The following is a 20,013-nucleotide window of genomic DNA, read 5'->3' as shown; positions in this document are numbered from 1 at the left end:
GACATGCCCCCATGAACACCTGTCTGGCGCGCGGCACGCGCTTCGAGCACACCGCGCTGCACCGCTTTCTGCGCTTCTACGGCCACGCCGATATCGACGCACTCAACGCCACCGCGCGCGAAGAACCCAGCCGCTTCTGGGCCGAGGTCGAAGACGCCCTGGGCCTCACCTGGCATCGCCGCTACCACACCGTGTGCGACCTGTCCCACGGCATGCAATGGCCGCGCTGGTTCGCTGGCGGCGAGTTGGACCTGTACGACAACCTGGTCGGCCGCACCGCCCGCGAAACGCCCGATCAGCCGGCCCTGATCTGGGAAGGCGACGATGGCGACCAGCGCCGCTTCAGCTATCGGGAACTGGACGACGCGGCCCGCCGCCTGAGCACCGCACTGGCACGCCTTGGCGTCTGCCATGGCGAGCGTATTGCCATGTACCTGCCGATGGTGCCCGAGACCGCCGTGGTCTTTCTGGCCGCGGCCCGGCTCGGGGCCATCGTGCTGCCCCTGTTCTCCGGCTACGGTGCCGACGCCGTGGCCAATCGCCTGAACGACAGCGAGGCGATGGTGATGATCTGTGCCGATGGCTACCTGCGCCGCGGCAAGCGGGTCGACATGCTGGGCGAAGCACGTGCCGCCGCCGCGACCGCCCCGGCCCTCGCCCATCTGCTGGTGGTCCCGCGGCTGGGTACCCCCTGGGCGCCGCAGCAAAGCGGCCAGTGGCGCGAATGGGATTACCGCTCCCTCGTCGCCGCCAGCGAGCCGGACATGGAGCCGGCCATCAACGGCACTGCCACCCCCTTGCTGATCCTCTACACCTCCGGCACCACCGGCCGGCCCAAGGGCGTGGTGCATACCCATGCCGGCTTCCCCATCAAGGCGGCGCAGGACATGCTCATGTGCTTCGACCTGAATCGGGGCGACCGGCTCATGTGGATCACCGACATGGGCTGGATGATGGGTCCGTGGCTGGTCTTCGGCGGTCTGCTGCGCGGCGCCACGCTGGTGTTCTTCGAAGGCACGCCCGACCACCCGACGCCGGACCGCATCTGGCAACTGGTCGAGCGCCACCAGCTCACCCACCTGGGCCTGTCGCCCACCCTGGCGCGCCTGCTCATGGCCGCGGGTGAGGCCGGCCTGCCGCAAGCGGGTCAGCTCGACAGCCTGCGGGTGTTCGGGTCCACCGGCGAACCGTGGAACGAAGCGCCCTGGCAGTGGCTGTTCGACACCGTGGGCCAACGCAACTGTCCGATCATCAACTATTCGGGCGGCACCGAGATCGGCGGCGGCATCCTCGGTTGCTTCGTCGGCCTGCCGCAAAAGCCCTGCGGCTTCGCCGGCCCGATCCCGGGCATGCTGGCCGATGTGGTGGACACCGACGGCGGCTCGCTGCTCGATCAGGGCACCGACGACGAGGTCGGCGAGCTGGTGCTGCGCGCGCCCTGGCCGGGCATGGCCCACGGCTTCTGGCACGACGGCGCCCGCTATCTGGACACCTACTGGTCCCGCTTTGCCGACCTGTGGGTCCATGGCGACTGGGCACGCGTGGATGCCGACGGCCACTGGTTCATCCAGGGGCGCAGCGACGACACGCTCAAGATCGCCGGCAAACGGGTCGGTCCGGCCGAGTATGAATCGGCGCTGGTGACTCATCCGGACGTGGTCGAAGCGGTGGCGATCGGCGTGCCCGACCCGGTCAAGGGCGAGGCGGCCATGTGCTTCGTCACCACGCCGAAAACCACGGCCGAAACCGATGCCCCATGGACCGACCGTGAGCGCGAACTGATCGCCCATGTGGCCGTGCGTGTCGGCAAGGCGCTGGCACCGGCGAGGGTGCACCGGGTCCCCGACCTGCCCCGCACCCGCAACGGCAAGATCCTGCGCCGTGTGGTGCGCGCCGTCTGGCTGGGCACCGACCCGGGTGACCTCGGCTCGCTCGAGAATCCCGACGCGGTGGACGCGCTGCATCGCTACCGGGAAAGCCTTCAAACGCCAGCGTGATTGAAACAAAACGTCCGGTTTTCGAACGCCGTCCGTCGGTCGATCGTTCGAAAACCGGACGCCCGCTTACCACCACCACCCCCTTTCCTGCGCCCGGCAACTGCCCGCGGAGGCCCCGCACACGGGCCTTCGCCCTCGGGGCGCGTGCCCATATCCCATTTGGCATCTCGTTTGCTTTAATCTGTGGGTGCCAATGACCGGGTGTTTCCCCGGTCCGCGTGGGCGTAAGCTCACCACGTCAGGCACGAAACCCGCATCACGGAGAAGACGCAGCAACGATCTTCACACGCCACACGAGCATCCGGATGCCGGTTTCCACGAGGAGGAGATCTGAGCATGACGGAGACACACGACGGGCAACGGTTTTCCGAGCCCGGGAACGACTCGGCCGTAATGAATGCCTGGGAGCGCTTTCTGGACGGAAGTGGTCGGCCCGACGACGCCCTGCGCAGTCTGGTGGAAGGCTCCTGGCGGCGGTGTCGCGACCACAACGTCGACCCCGACAAACGCAGCGCCCCGCCCCCACTCACCGAATCGCGGCTCGAATCCCTGCGCCACACCCATGCCGAGCTGCTGGAGGCGAGTGCGCCGATCATGGCCTGCGCGCGGGATTTTCTCGCCGAAACCGGCACCGTCATGGCGCTGGCCGACACCCAGTCGACCATCCTGAGCATGGAAGGCGACACCCGCACCGTGGGCGCCGCCGAGAACATCCACCTGCTGCCCGGCGTTTCGTGGACCGAGCGCATCTGCGGCACCAACGCCATCGGCACCGCGCTGGCGGTGGGTGAGCCGGTGCAGATCCACTCGGCCGAGCACTACTGCGCCGGCATCAAGCGCTGGACGTGCTCGGCCATGGTGATCCGCCATCCCATCGACGGCGAGATTCTCGGGGTCGTGGACGTCTCCGGCCTGTCGGAGACCTACAACCGCCAGAGCCTGGCGCTGGTGGTGACCACCGCCAACCGCATCGAGAGCCGTCTCAAGATGCGCGAGACGGAGCTGCGTCTGCGTCTGCTCGAAACCGCGCTGCCCTACTGGTCTTCGGGCACCGACACGGTGGTGCTCTTCGATCGGCGCGGCTTCCCGGTCAAGGCCAACAACCATGCCCAGGCGGTCCTCACCTCGCTGGGCGCCGACCTCGACCTGGCCCAGCCACGGCGGATTCCCGCCCTGGCCATCGATGGCGACCCGGCCGAGCTGCCGCCCTGGCTGCGCCCGGACTGGCTGGCGCCGGTCGAAGCCCAGGGCGAGCGCATCGGCACCCTGCTGATCCTGCCCTTGCCTTCGCTGGCCCGCGTGCGCAAGCAGCCGGACCAGCCCCGCGAGGCCCCCGCCGCCGGGTTTGCCAACATCGTCACCGGGGACCGCGGTCTGCAAACCGCCGTGCGCAAGGCCGGGCAGCTGGCGCGCTCGAAGGTGCCGGTACTGCTGCTGGGCGAGACCGGCGTCGGCAAAGAGGAATTCGCCCAGGGCATTCACCGCGCCAGCCCGGTGGGCGACGGGCCCTTCGTGCCGCTCAACTGCGGCGGGCTGTCGCGAGAGCTGCTGGCCAGCGAGCTGTTCGGTTATGTGGACGGCGCCTTCACCGGCGCGCGGCGCGGCGGCCTGATCGGCAAGATCGAGGCGGCCAACGGCGGTACGCTGTTCCTCGACGAGATCGGCGAAATGCCCATGGACCTGCAGCCCCATCTGCTGCGGGTGCTCGAGCATGGGGAGATCTACCGGCTGGGCGAGAACGCCCCGCGCAAGACCAATTTCCGGCTGGTGGCGGCCACCAACCGCGACCTGCGCCAGGAAGTGGCCGACGGGCGATTCCGCATGGATCTGTACTACCGCGTCGCGGTCACTTCCATCCGCATCCCCGCCCTGCGCGACCGGCCCGGCGACGTGCCGCGCCTGGTCGATCATTTCCTCGCTCACTTTGCCGAACGACATGGCCTGCCGGTGCCCAGCGTGGATGAAGCGGTACTGGCTCGGCTGGCCAGCTACGAGTGGCCCGGCAACGTGCGCGAGCTGCGCAATGTGGTCGAGAGCATGCTGCTGGTCAGTGATGGCGAGCATCTCACCGTCGACACGCTACCGCCCGAGTTCGAAGACATGCCGATGCCGACGCAGCCGGCCGTCACGCCCCTGAACAGCCCCGGACGCATCACCGACATGGAGGCCGAGCTGATTCGCCGCACCATCGCCGACACCGGCGGCAACCTGACCCGGGCGGCGCGACAACTGGCAATCGCCAAAAGCACGCTCTACCAGAAACTGCGTGACTACGGCCTCTACGACGAAGTGATGCAGCAGCGCGGGCAACGGCTCAGTGCGCGCTGACCCCTGAGCGCATCGGCGTCAGGTCGTGGCCACAAACATGACCTGATGCTGCCGGGGGCCGACGATGTCAGCCAGCGTGGACGCGTCGAGCTGCGCCATGAACGCCTCGAGCGCTCGGCTCAGCACCCCGGTCAGCCGGCATCCCGGTTGCAGCAGGCACTCGCCGCCGGTGCCGAAACACTCGACCAGATTCATGCTCGGTTCCATCACCCGCACGACGGTCCCGAGGCGGATCTGTGCCGGCGGCTGCGCCAGGCGCAAGCCCCCGCCACGCCCCCGCATGCCCTGGACAAAGCCCTCGCGGATCAGCGCATTGACCACTTTCATGAGGTGATTGCGCGAAATGCCGAAGGTGTCCGAAATCTCCTTGATGGTCGGCCGCCGATGTTCGTTGGCCGCCAGGAACATCAGCACGCGAAGCGCGTAATCGGTGTGTTGGGTGATGTGCATCGACACTCGACTCGGGGGGTGTGAGGGCGTGTGGCCATTATATTGAGGCCGGTCAATAAAAGATGCATTCAAGTTGACTCTTTTAAAGATGCATCGATAATACCTCTATAAGTGCCGGCGCCAGACGCGTTTCATCCTGGGCTGAAGATGAAGTCGAACGCGCAGCGACCGGCATTGGCACCCCCAGCCCCACTGGACACCGCCCCATGAAACGCAGCGACGAATTGATCGATCTCTCCCGGGAACACCACAGCGCACTGCGCCTGGCACGCCAGCTTGAGCGCGGCGAGCGCGTCCCCGATCTGGACAGGCAGCTGGACACCCTCCTCACCCACTTTGCCGAAGAGGAGCGGCGCTTTGCCGACGTTCTCGACACGACACCCGGCGATCGGGCGCTCTACACCCGCCTCAAGCGCGAACATGCAGACCTTGAACAGGCGCTGCGACAGGCCGTTCGCGGCCTCGGGCTGGCCCGCGCCGGCGAGCTGCTGGCGGCGCATGTGCGCTTCGAGGAGCGCGAACTGTTCGAGCGAATCGAAGCGCTCGGTGCCTTGGTGGAGATCTGAGCATGGCGTTCATCGCACTTGGCGAACCCACCCGCCGGCTGACGCCCAACCAGCCCGGCTGGACCGCCAGCTTTGCCATGGCCTTCCGCCCTCTATACCTGTTGGCCGCGCTGTTCGTCGCGGTGGCGGTGAGTGCCTGGGCGCTGGGCTACAGCGGCAGCGACGCCCTGCCCGGCCTCTACTGGCATGGGCATGAAATGATCTGGGGTTACGCGGGGGCCATCATCGTCGGCTTTCTGCTCACCGCCGCGGCCACATGGACCGGGCAGCCCCCCACCCGCGGGCTGCCGCTGGCCGGACTGACCGCGCTGTGGGTGGCGGCACGGGTGGCCGCCGCGCTCGAGCATGGCACGCCGATCATCACGGCGGCCCTCTCGGTCACCTTCTTCCTGCAGGCGGCGATCATGCTGGCCCGCCCGGTGCTGCGGGTGCGCAGCCAGCGCAACTATCTGCTGCCCGTGCTGCTCACCGGATTCGGCCTGGCCAATCTGGTCTATCTGTTGTCGGTCGCCGAACGGGTGGATATCGCCCCGATGCGGATGCTGGCCAGCGGGCTGCTGCTGGTGGCTGCCTTCATCGTCATCATCGGCCTGCGTGTGATTCCGTTCTTCGCCCACCGGGCGCTGGGGGTGCCACAGGTCTCCACACCGACCTGGGCGGGCTGGGCCAGCGTGACCGCGACCGTGGCGCTCGCCGCCCTCGCGGCCTTCGGTGGCCCACCGCTGCTGGTGGACGTGCTGGGCATCGGCACGGCACTCCTGAATCTGGGCTTGCTGCTGCGTTCGGCCCATCGGCGCATGTGGGGACAGCCACTGCTGTGGGTGCTGTATGTGGGCTATGCCTTCACCGCCGTGGGCCTTGGCGTGCTCGCCATGGCGCTGGCCGGGCGCGAGGCCTGGCTGTCGGCCGGGGTGCATCTGGTGGGCGTGGGCGGTATCGGCGTGCTGACCCTGGGCATGATGAGCCGTACGGCGCTCGGGCACACCGGACGCCCGCTCAAACTCACCCGCGACATGCCCGTCGCCTTCGCACTCATGGTGGCGGCCGCTGCCGTGCGTCTGGCCGCCGCCTGGCCGAGTGGCGGCGCGGCGCCGATGCTGATCACGGTGTCCGGGCTGATGTTCGCGGCGGCCATGGTGATTTTCGTCGGGCGCTATGGACGCTGGCTGATCAGCACCCGCGCCGACGGCATGCCGGGCTGAGCGCACGGCGCACAGCACCCCGAGGTGCACCACACGCCGTCCGCCGGTGATATGATCGCCCCGTCATTGGGGAGTAGCCTCCCTTCCCGCGCGGAAGGGCCTTGCGTCAACATACTTGCCTGCCTTCACCAACCCGGGCATGGCGCAAGCGGTTCCTGAGGAATTGGCAAGACCTTTGACCACCCATCGCCCGAGGCCGGAGCGGTGACGTGGTCAATCGTCTTCTTCCGGCCAGGATCGTTTCATGGAAGCCCTGCTCGTCTCCACCGGTATCGTCGCCCTCGCTGAAATCGGCGACAAGACCCAACTGCTCGCCTTCATCCTGGCGGCGCGCTTTCGCAAGCCCTGGCCGATCGTTCTCGGCATCTTCGTGGCCACCGTCGCCAACCATGCCGGTGCCGGCGCGCTGGGGGCGTGGATCACCTCCCTGTTCGCCCCCGAGACCATGCGCTGGATCCTCGGCGTGTCCTTCATCGCCATGGCGGTGTGGACCCTGATTCCGGACAAGATCGACGACGAGGAAACCACCACCAGGACCCACTACGGGGTGTTCGGCACCACACTGGTGGCCTTCTTCCTGGCAGAGATGGGCGACAAGACACAGATCGCCACCGTGGCGCTGGCCGCCCAGTACCAGGCCTTTGCCAGCGTGGTCGCGGGCACCACCCTGGGCATGATGATCGCCAACGCGCCGGCCGTGCTGCTCGGCGACCGCATTGCGGACCGCATTCCGGTGCGGGTGGCGCACGGGATCGCCGCGGCGATCTTTGCGGTGCTGGGCGTGGCGACGCTGCTGGGGGCGGGGAAAAGCCTCGGCGTCTAGGGGTGGCTCACCAGTGGCTGACGAGCGACCAGTAGCCTGCCAGATTGATGAGCACGCCGAGCACCAGTCTCACCGGGTGCGCGGCGGCGGCGTGCCTGAGTCCTTGAGCCATGTCGTTCTCCCTTGATCAAGACATGGGCTCAGTGTGACGGTCCGGATGGGATAGCGCCATTCGAATTCGTTGATGAATTCAATTGAATGGCGCTATCGCGCTCCACCTCAGGTCGCGCGCACCTGCGGGTTGTCCGCCAGCGGCACGAAGGTATGGGATTGCCCGTCGAGCGCCTGAATGGCCCCGTTCTCGATGTCGTACACCCAACCATGCAGGTTGAGCCGGCGCTCCGCCAGGGCGCGGGCCACCGAGGGATGAGTCCGCACGTTGGCGAGCTGGGCGATCACGTTTTCACGCACCAGGTCATCGGCGCGCTCGCGATCCGAGCCATGCGTGCGGCCATTGATGATGGCCTTGGCGGCGTCGGCATAGCGCAGCCAGTGAGCCACGGCCGGGATCTCGTCCAGGCAGGCGCAGCTGGCGATCGCCCCCATGGCGCCACAGTTGGAATGCCCGCAGATGACGATGTCGCTCACCCCCAGCACCGACACCGCGTACTCCACCGTGGCGGACACGCCGCCGGGCTCGGGCCCGTAGGACGGCACGATGTTGCCCGCGTTACGGATCACGAACAGGTCGCCCGGGTCCTGCTGGGTGAGCAGCTCGGGCACGACCCGGCTGTCGGAGCAGGTGATGAACAGCACATGGGGGTTCTGCTGATCGGCCAGACGTTTGAAGAGTTCCGAACGCTCTGGGAACACCTCGTTCTGGAACTTGAGAAATCCTTCGATGATCTTTTGCATGTTGTTATCCGGTCACTGAACAATTCGCCCCTGCGCCCTCAAGGCAATGCACGGGGCGCTTGATAGACGCGTCCGGAGCTTAGCAGTTCCGCCCGCATCGGGTGGCGACCGGTGGTCGGGCTTTTTTTGGCCTGGGATGCTCAGATCTCGATCGTCAGTGGCGGGCCAAGACGCGTCACCGCCTCACGGACCACAGGCGCGAGGCCGCAGCTTTCGCCATGGGCGTGCACGTGTTCGATGAGCGCGGCACGCATGCGCGGTTCCCAGAAGCGCGTGATGTGCTCGGCGACATTGGCAACGGCCGCCGCGTGATCGGGATAGGTGTCAAAAAACTGGCCGATCTGGTTGGCCATCTTGATGAGGTTTTGAATGTCCATGGGCGCGTTCAGTCGTCGATGAGGCCATCGGGATGGCTGTAGCAGGTCAGTCGGCCGTGGCGGGCGTTGCCGATGAGTGTCAGGTTGGCGAGCTGTGCCTGGCCCACGGCCATGCCGGTCGGCGCAGAGACGGCCGCGAGCAGACCGATGCCGGCGCTGGCGGCTTTCTGCACCATCTCGACACTGGCTCGAGAGGTGACGACAGCAAAGCCGCTTGTGACATCGATGCCTTCACGGGCCAGGGCCCCGATGAGCTTGTCCAGTGCATTGTGGCGTCCCACGTCCTCCCGGGTGCGGACGATCTCACCGGACGGCGTGGCCCAGGCCGCCGCGTGCGCGGCGCGGGTGGCACGATGCAGCTCCTGATGTTCATAGAGCGCCTCGACTGCCTCGACCACTGCACGGGCGCCGACGGGCGCGCCGCGCCGCACCGGGCTCAGGCGGCGCTCGGCGGCTTCCAGGCTCTCGACGCCGCACAGCCCGCAGCCGGTGCGCCCGGCCAGCGCCCTGCGACGGGCCTTGAGGCCCGCGAAGCGTTGCCCGTGAATGCGCATCTGTACTTCGATGCCCCGGCAGCCATGCTCGATCTCGATGTCGAACAGCTCGTCCGGCGACGCCAGGATGCCTTCGGCCAGGCTGAAGCCGAGTGCAAAGTCGTCCAGATCACTCGGGCTGGCAAGCATCACGGCGTGCGAGACACCGTTGTACACCAGCGCCACCGGCACTTCCTCGATCAGGCATTCGACACTGTCGATGCGCTCACCATGGGTCCAGCGATACGCACGCACGAGGCTGCGGTTATCGCGATCCGGAGCATCCGCGGGAACGATGTGCGTTGCCGCGTCGAGCCATTGTTCCGCCATGGTGTCAGACCTTTTCACCGGGAGAGGCGGTTCGCGCCTTGAGCAGGGCCTGCTGCTTCCGGTGGTTTTCGCGGAAGCGCTGCTGCCACTCCGAGGGCTGGTTCACCCGCACCACCTGCACGGCGGTCACCTTGTACTCGGGGCAATTGGTCGCCCAGTCGGAGTTGTCGGTGGTGATCACGTTGGCACCCGATTCGGGGTGATGGAAGGTGGTGTAGACCACCCCCGGCTGCACCCGCGCCGAGACGCGCGCGCGCAGCACCGTCTCGCCGGCACGGCTGCCCACACCGACCCAGTCGCCTTCGACAATGCCCCGGTCTTCGGCGTCCACCGGGTGGATCTCGAGCCGGTCTTCGTCATGCCAGGCGGTGTTGGCGGTGCGCCGCGTCTGGGCGCCCACGTTGTACTGGCTGAGGATGCGCCCGGTGGTCAGCAGCAACGGGAAGCGCTTGTTGGCGCGCTCGTCGGTGGGCTGGTAGCGGGTGAGCATGAACTGGCCCTGGCCGCGCACGAAGGCGTCGATGTGCATGATCGGCGTGCCCTCGGGCGCCTCGTCGTTGCATGGCCACTGGATCGAGCCGAGCTGATCGAGCCTGTCGTAGCTGACCCCGTGAAAGGTCGGCGTCAGGCGCGCGATTTCGTCCATGATCTCGGACGGATGGGCGTAGTGCATCGGGTAGCCCAGCGCATTGGCCAGGTCCTGCGTCACTTCCCAGTCCGCCTTGCCGGCCAGCGGCGGCATCACCTGGCGCACCCGGTTGATGCGGCGCTCGGCGTTGGTGAAGGTGCCGTCCTTCTCCAGGAAGCTGGAACCGGGCAGGAACACATGGGCGAACTTGGCGGTTTCGTTGAGGAAGATGTCCTGCACCACCACGCATTCCATGGCGCGCAGGGCGGCTTCCACGTGCTGGGTGTTGGGGTCGGACTGGGCGATGTCCTCGCCCTCGCAGTAGAGCGCCTTGAAGGAGCCGTCCAACGCCGCCTCGAACATGTTGGGGATGCGCAGGCCCGGCTCGTTGTGCAGCGACACGCCCCACTCCGATTCGAAGAGCGCTCGGGTCGCATCGTCCGACACATGGCGGTAGCCCGGCAGCTCATGCGGGAAGGAGCCCATGTCGCAGGAGCCCTGCACGTTGTTCTGCCCGCGCAGCGGATTGACGCCGACGCCGGAGCGGCCGAGGTTGCCGGTGGCCATGGCCAGGTTGGCGATGGCCATGACCATGGTCGAACCCTGACTGTGTTCGGTCACGCCCAGGCCGTAGTAGATGGCACCATTGCCGCCGGTGGCGAACAGACGGGCCGCACCGCGGATGGCATCGGCGGCCACCCCGGTGACCTCGGCCATGGCTTCGGGCGAGTTTTCCGGCAGCACCACGAACTCGCGCCACTGGCGGAAGCTCGCGTCGTCACAGCGCTCGGCGACGAAGGCCTCGTCCACCAGCGCTTCGGTCACGATCACGTGGGCCAGGGCATTGGCCATGGCCACGTTGGTGCCGGGACGCAGGTTGAGATGGTAGGCGGCTTCGTAATGCGGTCCCTTCACCAGGTCGATACGACGCGGATCGATGACAATCAGTCGGGCCCCCTGGCGCAGGCGGCGTTTCAGTTGCGAGCCGAACACCGGGTGACCATCGGTGGGGTTGGCCCCGATCACCATGATCACGTCCGAATCCATCACCGACTCGAAGGTCTGGGTCCCCGCCGATTCGCCCAGCGTGGTCTTGAGGCCGTAGCCGGTGGGCGAATGGCACACCCGCGCGCAGGTATCGACGTTGTTGTTGCCGAAGGCCGCGCGGATCAGCTTCTGCACCAGGTAGGTTTCTTCGTTGGTACAGCGCGAGGACGTAATACCGCCCACCGACGCCTTGCCATGCTTTTGCTGGATGCGGCGGAATTCGCTGGCCGCATGACCGATGGCCTCTTCCCAGCTCACCGCCTGCCATGGCTGGTCGATGGAGGCGCGGATCATCGGCGTGGTGATGCGGTCCGGGTGCGTGGCGTAACCGAAGGCGAAACGCCCCTTCACGCAGGAGTGGCCCTGATTGGCCTCGCCGCCCTTCCACGGGGTCATGCGGACCACGTCGGTGCCCTTGACCTCGGCCACGAAGTTGCAGCCCACGCCGCAGTAGGCACAGGTGGTGACGATCTGCCTGTCTGCCTGCCCCTGCTCGATGATCGACTTTTCCATCAGCGTGGCGGTCGGGCAGGCCTGCACGCAGGCGCCACAGGACACGCACTCCGAGCCCAGAAAGCTTTCCTTCGCCCCGGCGGACACCCTCGACCCGAATCCGCGACCCGTGATGGTCAGCGCGAAAGTGCCCTGGGTTTCTTCGCAGGCACGCACACAGCGATTGCACACGATGCACTTGCTGGCGTCGTAGGAGAAATACGGGTTGGAGTCATCCACCGGCGCCGCGCTGGCCGCATCAAAGTGATTCGCACCGTCCATGCCGTAGCGCACTTCACGCAGGCCCACCCGACCGGCCATGTCCTGCAGTTCGCAGTCGCCATTGGCCGAACAGGTGAGGCAGTCGAGCGGATGATCGGAGATGTACAGCTCCATCACCCCCCGGCGCAGTTCGGCCAGCGCCGGCGTCTCGGTGCGGATCACCATGCCGGCCTCGACCGGCGTGGTGCACGAGGCCGGGTAGCCTCGACGGCCTTCGATCTCCACCAGGCACAGACGGCAGGAACCGAAGGGTTCGAGACTGTCGGTGGCGCACAGCTTGGGGATGTGGGTGTCGAGCATCGCCGCGGCGCGCATCACCGAGGTGCCTGCGGGCACACTCACCGACTGGCCGTCGATGGTGGCGGAAACGAGGGTGTCCGAGGCACGCGCGGGGGTGCCGAAATCGGTGTCGTGGTTCAGAGCCATAAGTTGTGCCTCACGCCGCCTGGGTGGCGTCGATGCCGAAGTCTTCGGGGAAATGCTTGAGCGCGGAGCGCACCGGATAGGGCGTCATGCCCCCCATGGCGCACATGGAACCGCGCTCCATGGTGTCGCACAGCGAATTGAGCAGGGCCAGCTGCTTGCCACGGGCTTCACCCGCCATGAGCCGGTCGATGACCTCCACGCCGCGGGTGGAGCCGATGCGGCAAGGGGTGCACTTGCCGCAGGATTCCTCGGCGCAGAATTCCATGGCGTATCGCGCCATGTGGGCCATGTCGACCGTGTCGTCGAAGGCCACCAGGCCACCGTGACCGATCATGGCCCCCATCGCCGCGTAGGCTTCATAGTCGAGCGCGACGTCAAACTGCGACTCGGGCACATAGGCGCCCAGCGGTCCGCCGACCTGCACCGCGCGGATCGGTCGGCCGCTGGCACTGCCGCCACCGAAGTCATACAACAGCTCGCGCAAGGTGGTGCCGAAGGCCAGCTCCACCAGCCCTGGGCGCTTGAGGTTGCCCGCCAGCTGGAACGGCAGCGTGCCGCGCGATCGCCCGACGCCGTAGTCCCGGTAGTAGGCGGCGCCCATGGCCAGAATGATGGGTACCGAAGCGAGGCTGATGACGTTGTTGATCACGGTCGGCTTGCCGAACAGACCCTCGATGGCCGGCAGCGGCGGCTTGGCGCGCACGATGCCGCGCTTGCCTTCGAGCGACTCGAGCATGGCCGTCTCTTCGCCGCAGATGTAGGCGCCGGCACCGAGACGCACCTCGATGTCGAAGGCCTTGCCGGCACCGAGGATGTCCGCGCCGAGATAGCCGGTTTCCCGTGCCGTCTCGATGGCAGCCAGGAGCACGCGGTGGGCATCCGGATATTCCGAACGCAGATAGATGAAACCACGCGTGGCACCCACCGCCAGCCCGGCAATGGTCATGCCCTCGATCAGGCAGAAGGGGTCGCCTTCCATGAGCATGCGGTCGGAGAAGGTGCCTGAGTCACCTTCATCGGCATTGCAGGCAATGTACTTCTGGTCAGCCGTGGTGTTGAGCACCGTGTTCCATTTGATACCGGTCGGAAAGGCCGCGCCGCCGCGTCCGCGCAGGCCCGATTCGGTGACCTCGGCGACGATCTCGGCCGGTGACATCCGGACGGCGCGACGCAGGCCGGCGAAACCGCCCTGCGCCAGATAATCGGTGATCGACAGCGCATCCACCACACCCACGCGCTGCAGGGTCAGGCGACTCTGGCGCTTCAGGTAGTCGATCGATTCGGTCGGCCCGAGGGCCAGCGCGTGGCACCCGCCATTGAGGAAACCGGCATCGAACAGACCGGGCACATCCTCCCGGCGCACCGGACCATAAGCCACGCGCCCGGCGGGCGTTTCGACTTCGATCATGGGCTCGAGCCAATACATGCCGCGCGAACCGTTGCGTTTGAGTTCGAGTGCAATGCCGCGCCTTGCCGCCTCGCTGGCAATGGCCTGTGCAAGCTCGTGGGCGCCCAGCGAAGCGGCACCCGAATCCATGGGCACGTAGACGGTCATGTTCATGCCGTGGCCTCCTCGCGCAGTTCGGCCATCAAGGCGTCGAACCGCGTGGCGTCCACACGGCCAACGATCCGGTCGCCAATGCGCACTGCGGGCGAACAGGCGCAGTTGCCCAGGCAATACACCGGCTCGAGGGTGATGGCCGCATCCGCCGTGGTCTGCCCGAAATCGGCGCCCAGACTGCGCTTGGCGTGGGCTTCGAGTGCTGACGCGCCCATCGCCTGACAGGCCTCGGCGCGACACACCTGAACCACGTGGCGACCTGGTGGCGTGGTGCGAAAGTGATGGTAGAAGCTGATCACGCCATGCACTTCGGCCCGGGACAGGTTGAGCGCCTCGGCGAGCATGGGCGTCGCCTCCGGCGGCACCCAACCCAGCCCATCCTGAATGGCATGCAGTGCCGGCAGCAGCGCACCATCCAGATGCCGATGGCCGTCGATGGCTGTTTGAATGAATTCGCGATTGTCCAACGCGGCCATACTCCCTCCTCTCATGATGGTCGGTGCCGACCTAGACGCGACATGCCTCATGCGTCGATCACACCCGATCGCACTGACTCTAGAGGCTGGGGCTGCGTATGAAAAACGGATTTTTCTGAATGCGCATTCTGTTTTTACGAACACAAAATATAATTCGTTCTATTTAGCCGAATATAACGCACAGGCAGCAGCACCGATTTCCGGGCCGCCCCCGGCCTTCAGCGACCGGGGGCGTCACTGGTAGTATCGGGGCTCCACTTCGCCGAGTCGCCAAGGCCCCTCGTGAATCACGCTCTTCCTCTGGTAACGGTCGACGCCGTTTTGCTGACCCTGCGCGAACGCGTCCTGCAGGTGGCACTTCATCGCCGCGACAAGGCGCCGGATCACGGCATGCTCGCCTTGCCCGGCGGCTTCGTGCATGTGCGCGATGACGCCAGCCCGGATGACGCCGCCGAAGATGAGGACACCGACGCCACCGTGCGGCGCGTCCTGCGCGACAAGACCGGTTTCACGCCCCGCTACATCGAGCAGTTGAAAGTGTTCTCCGGGCGACAACGCGATCCGCGCCGCTGGTCGCTGAGCGTGGCCTACGTGGCCCTCGTGCCGGTGGAAGAACTGGATCGCGTGGGGGACTCGGTGTTTCATTTCTACGACGTGGATCACCTGCCCGACATGGCCTTCGACCATGCGCAGATCGTGGCTGCGGCAGTCGCCCGGGTGCGCAACAAATCGGGCTACTCGACGCTGCCGTGCACGCTGCTGCCGGAGCTGTTCACCCTGAGCCAGTTGCAGGCCACGTACGAGGCAGTGCTGCAGACCCGGCTGGACAAGTCCAGCTTCCGTCGGCGCATCGACGCCTGGGATGTGGTCGAGGCCACCGAGGCCTACCAGACCGGCGTGCAACGCCCCGCCCGGCTCTACCGGCTCAAGGATTTCGCCCTCTTCGACAAGACGCTCTGAGCCCGCTGCATGGTGGCGTCATTAAGACCCACGTCAAATGATTCGCGCTACTTAGTTGCATAATGCAACTAATGATGATATCGTTCGCCACATAGTTGCACAACGCAACTAACAAGGAGAACGACATGGACATCATTGCTGAACTCAAGCGGGGCACGCAGCGGCACCAGCGATTCGTGCCGACCTGCACCGAATTCGCCGGTGGCGAAGCCCATGTGGTGTTGCCGGCCGAGTTGCTGGCCGTGGCCGAGCAGCTTCGTTCGGTGCGCATCCGCGCCTGGTTGCGCAATGCCTTGCAGGTCATGCAATTGATCATGCTCACCGATGCCGTGCGTCGCGCAGCGCCGAACGTGCCGGTGCATCTGGACATGCCCTACGTGCCATACGCCCGTCAGGATCGGGTGTGCAATCCGGGCGAGGCCCTGAGCGCCAAGGTGTTCTGCGATCTCATCAACACCCAGGGCTATGCCTCGGTGACCATCACCGACCCGCACAGTGCAGTGGTCACCGCGCTGATCGAGCGGGTGAACGTGGTCGATGCTTCGGTGTTCGTGCGTCAGGTCCTGGACGCCGATGTGTTCTCCGGTGGCGTCACCCTGCTGGCCCCGGATGCCGGCGCCCGCGGCCGGGTCGAGTCACTGGCCCGCCGGCTTGGCGACCGCGACACCGCCTTTGCGGAAAAACGCCGCGACCCGAACGACGGGCGCATCGTCGAGATGCGCTTCCCGACCCGACTGCCCGCGCAACCGATCCTGGTGGTGGACGACCTCTGCGATGGCGGCCGCACCTTCATCGAACTGGCCCGCGCCGCCCGCGAGGTCACCGATCAACCCCTTTACCTCTATGTGACCCACGGCATTTTCAGCCGCGGTCTCGATGCCCTCAGGGGCGACTACGCCGGCGTTTTCACCGCCTATGACTGGACCGGTTCGAGCGACCCGATGCTCACCGTGATCAACCAAGAAGGAGCCTGACATGAACGCAACCGACACCCCGATCAAAGCCCGCCCCAACGGCATTGCCCCCATGATCCAGGCCGACTTCTACAAGACCGGCCACCCCGGCCAGTACCCGGCAGGCACCAACCGCATCGTGGCCAACTTCACCCCGCGTTCGGCGCGCCTCGCCCCGGTGTTGCCCGAGTTGTTCGACGACAAGGTCGTGTGGTTCGGCTTGCAGGGTTTCATCAAGGAGATCCTCATCGACCTGTTCGACCGGGAATTCTTCGGCCGCGACCGTCGCCAGGCCGTGCGTCAGTACCAGCGACGCATGGACACCGCGCTCGGCCCCGGTGCCGTGGCCACCGACAAGATCGAGGCCTTGCACGCCCTTGGCTACTTGCCGCTCGAAATCCGCTCCGTGCCCGAAGGCTCGCGGGTGGACATCCGCGTGCCGCCGGTGACCATCACCAATACGCACCCCGACTTCGCCTGGCTCGCCACCTACATCGAGACCTTGTTCAGTTGCGAGTCGTGGAAGCCCAGCACGGTGGCCACCATCGCCTTCGAGTACCGCAAGTTGCTCACGTACTTTGCCCGGCTCACCGGCGCACCGATGGAATTCATCGACTGGCAGGGACACGATTTCTCCATGCGCGGCATGGCGGGCCTCTTTGATGCGCGCAAGAGCGGCGCCGGGCACTTGCTCTCCTTCACCGGCACCGACACGATTCCGGCCATCGACTACCTCGAAGACCTCTACGGGGCCGATGCCGAGAACGAGTTGATCGGCGGCTCGGTGCCGGCGACCGAACACAGCGTGATGTGCCTCGGCACCCGCGATGGCGAGATCGAGACCTTCCGCCGCATCGTCACCGAGCTCTATCCGGCCGGGATCGTCTCGGTGGTGTCGGACACCTGGGATTTCTGGCAGGTGATCACCGACTTCGCCGTCACACTCAAGGACGAGATCCTTGCCCGCACGCCGGACGCTCTCGGTAATGCCAAGGTGGTGTTCCGCCCCGACTCGGGCGACCCGGTGCGCATCCTCGGCGGCTACCGCGACAGCGAAGTCACCGGCCCCGCCACGGACGGGCGCTACCAGGTGATCGAAAGCGGCGCGTGGATCACCGACGCCGAGCGCCGGGGGGCCGTCCAGTGCCTCTGGGACATCTTCGGCGGCAGCGAGAGCGAGCGCGGCTACAAGATGCTCAACCCGCGCGTCGGGCTCATCTACGGCGACTCGATCACCCTCGCCCGCGCACGCGACATCCTCAAGTTGCTTGCGGACAAGGGCTTTGCGTCGTCGAACGTGGTGTTCGGCATCGGCTCCTACACCTATCAGTACCTCACCCGCGACAGCTTCGGCTGGGCCCTCAAGGCCACCTATGCCGAAGTCGATGGCATCGGGCGGGAACTGGTCAAGGACCCGATCACCGACTCGGGCGTCAAGCGTTCGGCGCAGGGCTTGCTCCGTGTCGAGCAGGAAGGCGATCGCTTCGTGCTCTTCGATCGCCAGACGCCCGAGCAGGCGGAAGGGGGTGCGCTCAAGCCGGTGTTCCGCGATGGCAAGTTGCTCGTGGAACAGACGCTCGGGGAGATTAGGGCGCGCTTGAAAGCCTCATGGACGTGTCCAGCGGTGGAGGATCTTTTCTGATCCATCTGGCTGCCCGAAATGAACAGCGCCTGCCACCGGGGATATACCGTTCAGTGAAGCGAATCCGAGCCTCATTGACGGGTTGCGCCCTCCCCTTCAAGGGGAGGGATGGGGTGGGGATGGGGTAACACAGCGCGGCGCTGACCCCATCCCCCTCCTGACCTCCCCCTTGAAGGGGGAGGAACTATGCCTTCACTGAACGGCATGCCCGCAGTAGCGGGCGCTTTTTTCGTCCGGACAATCCGCTGCCGCAGCGAATCAAAGCGTCACGGACGCATCGCTCGCCGCCGCGTTACACTGCACGCGCTGCACCACCCCGCAGCGCCTCGCCCGCCTCCGTGTGATCCATGGTGTCGGGCATGATTGATTCTGGCCGACGACCCGGTGCGGCCAACCGACATGGAGTGATCCTCATGACCCACCCCGACGTTCGTCGCGGCGCTCACGTGCTGCTCGAAGCCCTCGAGACCGAAGGCGTCGAGTACATCTTCGGCAACCCCGGTACCACCGAACTCCCCCTGATCGACGCCCTCATCGGCCGCCAGAAGGTCCATTACGTGATGGGCCTGCAGGAAGCGACCGTGGTCGCCATGGCCGACGGCTACGCCCAGGCCTCGGGCAAGCCCGGCGTGATCAATCTGCACACCGCTGGCGGTCTCGGCCACGGGCTGGGCAACCTCATCAATGCCCGCACCTCGGGCACCCCGCTGGTGGTCACTGCCGGCCAGCAGGATTCCCGCCACGCCTTCACCGACCCCTTGCTGCAGGGCGATCTCGTCGCCATTGCCACGCCGGTGTCCAAATGGGCGCAGGAAGTGACCACCCCCGAACAGATTCCCGTGCTGGTGCGCCGCGCCTTTCAGGACGCCACCGCCACCCCGCCGGGGCCGGTGTTCCTGTCCCTGCCCATGAACGTGATGGAAGCGACCAGCGAGGTGGCCATCCCCGAGGTGTCGCATGTGGACCGCCGCCCCGTCGCCGGTTCCCTGCCCGAACTGGCCAAAGCACTGGCGCGCTATCCGGCCGGCAAGGTCGCCATCATTGCCGGGGACGAAATCTCCACCCACGACGCCCACCACGAGGTGGTGGCGCTGGCCGAAGCGCTCGCCGCGCCGGTGTTCGGCTCATCCTGGCCGGCGCACATTCCCTATCCCACCGGGCATTACCTGTGGCGCGGCAACCTGCCCACCAAGGCGGTGGGCATCGCCGAAGCGGTGGCCGGGTTCGATGCCATCTTTGCGCTGGGCGGCAAGTCCTTCATTACCGTGCTGTACACCGATGCCTCTGCCCTGCCGGAAGGCTGCGCGCTGTATCAGCTGTCGGTGGACGGCCGCGACCTGGGCCGTACCTACCCCACGCGCCTGTCGGTGGTCGGTGACATCCAGCTCTCGCTCAAGGCGCTGAACGAGCATCTGGCCGTCGAACTTGCGACACGCGAAGCCGAGTTCGACGCCGAGCGCGCCCGCGCCCGCGACGCCTTCGACACCCGCCGGCTGGCCCTCATGGAAAAGGCCGACGCGTTGATCGACCGCCCGAAAATCCACCCCATGGTCGCCGCCCGCGAGCTGGCCGAGGCCATTGGCGAGACGCCCATCGTGGACGAGGCCCTGTGCACCGCCCACCATCTGCGCAACTTCCTGCACAACCAGTCGGTCCGGCAATACTCCTTCCTGCGCGGGGGTGCGCTGGGCTGGGGCATGCCGGCGGCCATCGGCTTTTCGCTGGGCATCGGGCGCAAGCCGGTGGTGTCCCTGGTGGGTGACGGCGCCGCCATGTATTCGCCCCAGGCGCTGTGGACGGCGGTGAACGAGAAGCTGCCGGTGACCTTCGTGGTGGTGAACAACCGCGAATACAACATCCTCAAGAACTTCATGCGCAGCCAGCAGCACTACACCTCGGCGCGCACCGGCCAGTTCATCGCCATGGATCTGAATGACCCGCCCATCGACTTCCAGGCCCTGGCCGCGTCCATGGGCGTGCCGGCACAACGCATCGACACGGTGGCCGCGATCCGGCCCGCCGTCGAAGCGGCCATCGCCTCCGGCGGGCCGAGCCTGATCGAAGTCCTGGTGGATACCGAGTAAG

Annotated in this window: 16 protein-coding genes and 1 riboswitch; of the genes, 9 read left to right on the top strand and 7 right to left on the bottom strand. The window is 66.5% G+C overall.

All coding sequences use genetic code 11. The annotated features are described in order from the left end of the window. Positions 1–11 precede the first annotated feature (11 nt). Both J0W34_RS00145 and J0W34_RS00140 read left to right on the top strand, forming a co-directional pair. Positions 12–1,997: an AMP-binding protein gene (locus J0W34_RS00145; RefSeq protein WP_230970214.1), complete on the top strand. Its 1,986-nt coding sequence runs from the start codon at positions 12–14 to the stop codon at positions 1,995–1,997. A 336-nt stretch (positions 1,998–2,333) separates the two neighbouring features. Then, positions 2,334–4,325, top strand: a complete 1,992-nt coding sequence (locus tag J0W34_RS00140; RefSeq protein WP_230970213.1) for a sigma-54-dependent Fis family transcriptional regulator — start codon at positions 2,334–2,336, stop codon at positions 4,323–4,325. Between the two features lie 18 nt (positions 4,326–4,343). On the opposite strand, the gene J0W34_RS00135 is transcribed toward J0W34_RS00140, so the two are convergent. After that, positions 4,344–4,775, bottom strand: a complete 432-nt coding sequence (locus tag J0W34_RS00135) for an RrF2 family transcriptional regulator (RefSeq protein ID WP_230970212.1) — start codon at positions 4,773–4,775, stop codon at positions 4,344–4,346. 206 nt (positions 4,776–4,981) lie between these two features. Here J0W34_RS00135 and J0W34_RS00130 point away from each other — a divergent pair, with 206 nt between their 5' ends. From J0W34_RS00130 to J0W34_RS00120, 3 genes are all read left to right on the top strand, one after another. Continuing rightward, on the top strand, positions 4,982–5,341 hold the full coding sequence (locus tag J0W34_RS00130; protein ID WP_230970211.1) for a hemerythrin domain-containing protein: 360 nt from the start codon (positions 4,982–4,984) through the stop codon (positions 5,339–5,341). A 2-nt stretch (positions 5,342–5,343) separates the two neighbouring features. After that, on the top strand, positions 5,344–6,543 hold the full coding sequence (locus J0W34_RS00125; RefSeq protein WP_230970210.1) for an NnrS family protein: 1,200 nt from the start codon (positions 5,344–5,346) through the stop codon (positions 6,541–6,543). Between the two features lie 56 nt (positions 6,544–6,599). Beyond that, a riboswitch (yybP-ykoY riboswitch) is annotated at positions 6,600–6,779 on the top strand. An 8-nt stretch (positions 6,780–6,787) separates the two neighbouring features. Beyond that, complete coding sequence (locus tag J0W34_RS00120; RefSeq protein WP_230970209.1) at positions 6,788–7,366, top strand: TMEM165/GDT1 family protein; 579 nt, start codon at positions 6,788–6,790, stop codon at positions 7,364–7,366. Positions 7,367–7,585: 219 nt separating this feature from the next. On the opposite strand, the gene J0W34_RS00115 is transcribed toward J0W34_RS00120, so the two are convergent. The 6 genes from J0W34_RS00115 to J0W34_RS00090 all read right to left on the bottom strand — a co-directional run bounded on the left by J0W34_RS00115 (position 7,586) and on the right by J0W34_RS00090 (position 14,373). Next, complete coding sequence (locus J0W34_RS00115) at positions 7,586–8,221, bottom strand: carbonic anhydrase (RefSeq protein ID WP_230970208.1); 636 nt, start codon at positions 8,219–8,221, stop codon at positions 7,586–7,588. A gap of 140 nt (positions 8,222–8,361) precedes the next feature. Next, positions 8,362–8,598 carry a formate dehydrogenase subunit delta gene (locus J0W34_RS00110; protein WP_227817744.1) on the bottom strand — a complete coding sequence of 79 codons (237 nt, stop codon included), beginning with the start codon at positions 8,596–8,598 and terminating at the stop codon, positions 8,362–8,364. 8 nt (positions 8,599–8,606) lie between these two features. After that, entirely contained in the window at positions 8,607–9,461 is an 855-nt protein-coding gene (fdhD, locus tag J0W34_RS00105) for a formate dehydrogenase accessory sulfurtransferase FdhD (protein WP_230970207.1), read from the bottom strand. 4 nt (positions 9,462–9,465) lie between these two features. Further along, complete coding sequence (gene fdhF, locus J0W34_RS00100) at positions 9,466–12,336, bottom strand: formate dehydrogenase subunit alpha (protein WP_230970206.1); 2,871 nt, start codon at positions 12,334–12,336, stop codon at positions 9,466–9,468. A gap of 10 nt (positions 12,337–12,346) precedes the next feature. Continuing rightward, positions 12,347–13,897, bottom strand: a complete 1,551-nt coding sequence (locus J0W34_RS00095) for a formate dehydrogenase beta subunit (RefSeq protein ID WP_230970205.1) — start codon at positions 13,895–13,897, stop codon at positions 12,347–12,349. Continuing rightward, a complete protein-coding gene (locus tag J0W34_RS00090) occupies positions 13,894–14,373 on the bottom strand; it encodes a formate dehydrogenase subunit gamma (protein ID WP_230970204.1) in 480 nt (159 codons plus the stop codon). Before J0W34_RS00090 ends, J0W34_RS00095 begins: the two co-directional genes overlap by 4 nt. Positions 14,374–14,655: 282 nt before the next feature. On the opposite strand from J0W34_RS00090, the gene J0W34_RS00085 reads away from it, so the two are divergent. The 4 genes from J0W34_RS00085 (at position 14,656) to J0W34_RS00070 (ending at position 20,012) form a co-directional block, all read left to right on the top strand. Next, a complete protein-coding gene (locus J0W34_RS00085) occupies positions 14,656–15,333 on the top strand; it encodes an NUDIX hydrolase (protein ID WP_230970203.1) in 678 nt (225 codons plus the stop codon). A gap of 125 nt (positions 15,334–15,458) precedes the next feature. Then, positions 15,459–16,307 (top strand): ribose-phosphate pyrophosphokinase-like domain-containing protein, encoded by an 849-nt coding sequence (locus J0W34_RS00080; RefSeq protein ID WP_230970202.1) that lies wholly within the window; start codon positions 15,459–15,461, stop codon positions 16,305–16,307. Position 16,308: 1 nt separating this feature from the next. Further along, the gene (locus tag J0W34_RS00075) at positions 16,309–17,928 is read left to right on the top strand and encodes a nicotinate phosphoribosyltransferase (protein WP_230970201.1); all 1,620 of its coding nucleotides are present in this window, start codon (positions 16,309–16,311) and stop codon (positions 17,926–17,928) included. Positions 17,929–18,341: 413 nt separating this feature from the next. Continuing rightward, positions 18,342–20,012, top strand: a complete 1,671-nt coding sequence (locus J0W34_RS00070; protein WP_230970200.1) for a thiamine pyrophosphate-binding protein — start codon at positions 18,342–18,344, stop codon at positions 20,010–20,012. Position 20,013 lies beyond the last annotated feature (1 nt).

Source organism: Nitrogeniibacter aestuarii, assembly GCF_017309585.1.
GTDB classification, from domain to species: domain Bacteria; phylum Pseudomonadota; class Gammaproteobacteria; order Burkholderiales; family Rhodocyclaceae; genus Nitrogeniibacter; species Nitrogeniibacter aestuarii.
Note: the sequence above shows the minus strand (reverse complement) of the source record. Positions and strands in the feature narration are given on the sequence as shown.